Annotated in this window: 3 protein-coding genes; all 3 read right to left on the reverse strand. The window is 65.1% G+C overall.

Annotated elements, in window-relative coordinates; all coding sequences use genetic code 11:
* Positions 1-651 (reverse strand): sulfite exporter TauE/SafE family protein (locus tag EN984_RS32400; RefSeq protein WP_164765819.1); only part of this gene is annotated, 651 nt, incomplete at its 3' end.
* A gap of 119 nt (positions 652-770) precedes the next feature.
* Positions 771-1,499, reverse strand: coding sequence for a class I SAM-dependent methyltransferase (locus tag EN984_RS32405; protein ID WP_127268484.1), 729 nt, complete (start codon positions 1,497-1,499; stop codon positions 771-773).
* A 63-nt stretch (positions 1,500-1,562) separates the two neighbouring features.
* A complete protein-coding gene (locus EN984_RS32410) occupies positions 1,563-2,042 on the reverse strand; it encodes an Lrp/AsnC family transcriptional regulator (RefSeq protein WP_127268483.1) in 480 nt (159 codons plus the stop codon).
* Positions 2,043-2,061 lie beyond the last annotated feature (19 nt).

Here is a 2,061-nt window from a genome sequence, read left to right on the forward strand (position 1 = left end):
GGTCGACGGGGGAGCCGGGGGCATGAGCACCGCCGATGCCGTCAGATTGGCGGTGTCGAACTGGCCGAGCGCGAAATAGGGCACCAGCTTCAGCGCATTGGTGGCGGCAAAGAAGATCGCGGCGGTGCCCGATAGAACCTTCGGATCGAGCCGGATCGGCAAGGCATAGACCTGGAAGGGCGGGCCGCCGACATGGGCTACGAAGCTGGTGAACCCGGCGACCGTGCCCCAGACCGCGGCGGCGACGCGGTTGGGCGCGGCAGCGTGATCGGCGCCATGGCGGAACTGCAGATAGAGCCAGCGCAGGACGAAGATGATGGCGACGGCGCCGACGATCAGCCGCACCGCCTCTTCGGTGACCAGTGCCGCCGTCAGCCAGCCAAGGCCGATGCCGATGACGGCGCCCGGCATCATGTCGACCAGCATCTTTCTGTTATAAACGCCCCACCATGTCCATACCGAGACGATGTCCATCAGGCACAGGATCGGCAGCAGGATGGCCGCCGCCTGCACCGGCGGCATGGTCAGCGCCATCAGCGGCACGCCGACGAAACCGACGGCGCCGCCAAAGCCCCCCTTGGACAGGCCGACCAGAAAGACCGCCGGAATGGCAGCCGCATAGAACCACGGATCGAGAAGCAGGCCTGACATGGGAGGGGGGACTGGTCCGGAGGGAAAGCGGGTCGACGCTTGAATAGCCCAGAATGCCCGGCGGAGCGACAGCAAATATGAGCGTGGCGGCGGCACACTCGGCCGACGCCGGCCAGTGCCTAGCGCCGAGCCGAGACCAGCAGGAACATCGGCCGCTCGAGCTCTTCCGCCAGTTCCGGCTTGGCTGCGATTTGCGCATCGGTCGGCCGGAATTCCTCGACATGGCCGATGGTGAAGCCGGACCGGATCAGTGCGTTGAGGGTGGTGCCGATCGTGCGGTGATGTTTCACCACGCCCTTGGCCAGCCAGTCGGTGCTGCGCGGTCCTGCCACCAGATATTGGTCGACAGGCCACGTCTTGCGGCCTTCGCTATCGATCACCCAGCCGGGTTTGGTCGGCGCCATGAAGATCGGATGTTCCGTCGAAAAGACGAAACGCCCGCCAGGCGCCAGGGCCCGATGCACGGTCCCGAACAGACGCGACACATCCTCGACATAGTGCAAGGCGAGCGAGCTGTAGACGAGATCGAAGCTGGCTTCCGGCAGGCTGAGCCGATCGAGATCGGCCGTCTCATAGCTTATGCCAGCATCGGGGCCGGCGGCCCTTGCCCGGGCAAGCATCTTCTCCGACAGATCCAGGCCAAGCACCTGCGCCGCCCCATGCTCGCGGGCCCAGCGGCAGAACCAGCCGAAGCCGCAGCCGAGATCGACGACCCTCAAGCCGCCGACATCGGGCAGCATGGCGCGCAGTGCCGGCCACTCGGCGGCACCCTCCAGCCCTTCGACCGAACGGCCGAGCTGGCTGTAGCCTGCGAAGAAATCCTCACGGTCGTATATATTCTGCGCCATGGTTCCGGCCTCGTTTGGGCCGGCACACTAACCAACCGGCCGCCGGCTTTCCACCCAACTCGATCAGGAGGCCTGCAAGACCTTTGCCCTATCCCGAGAGGCGGTTGCGTCAAGCGGCGGCGGCCGCCGCCGGATCGGCTGCGCCTTGATAATGGCGGTGCTTGTCTCCGCCTTGTCGGCGATGCGATCGAGAATCCCGTCGAGATCGCCGATCGAGCGCACGAACAGCCGGGCGACGAAACAGTCATCGCCCGTCACCTTGTCGCATTCGCCGAATTCGGGAATTTCCTCGATCAGCTTCTGGACGATGTGCAGCTTGCCCGGCAAAGGCCGGATGCGCACGATCGCCTGCAGGGTATAACCGAGCGCCAGCGGATCGATCTCGACAGTGAACGCTCGGATGACGCCGCGCTCCTCGAGCCGTCGCAGCCGCTCCGAAACGCTTGGCGACGACAGCCCGACCTGGGCGGCCAGTTCCTTCAGCGAGGTCCGTGCATCCTTGACCAGGATTTCAAGGAGATTTCGGTCGAGATCGTCCAGCATCTTTTTCTTTCCCCGATAG

It is taken from the genome of Mesorhizobium sp. M7A.F.Ca.CA.004.12.1.1, assembly GCF_003997835.1.
Taxonomy (GTDB): Bacteria; Pseudomonadota; Alphaproteobacteria; order Rhizobiales; family Rhizobiaceae; genus Mesorhizobium.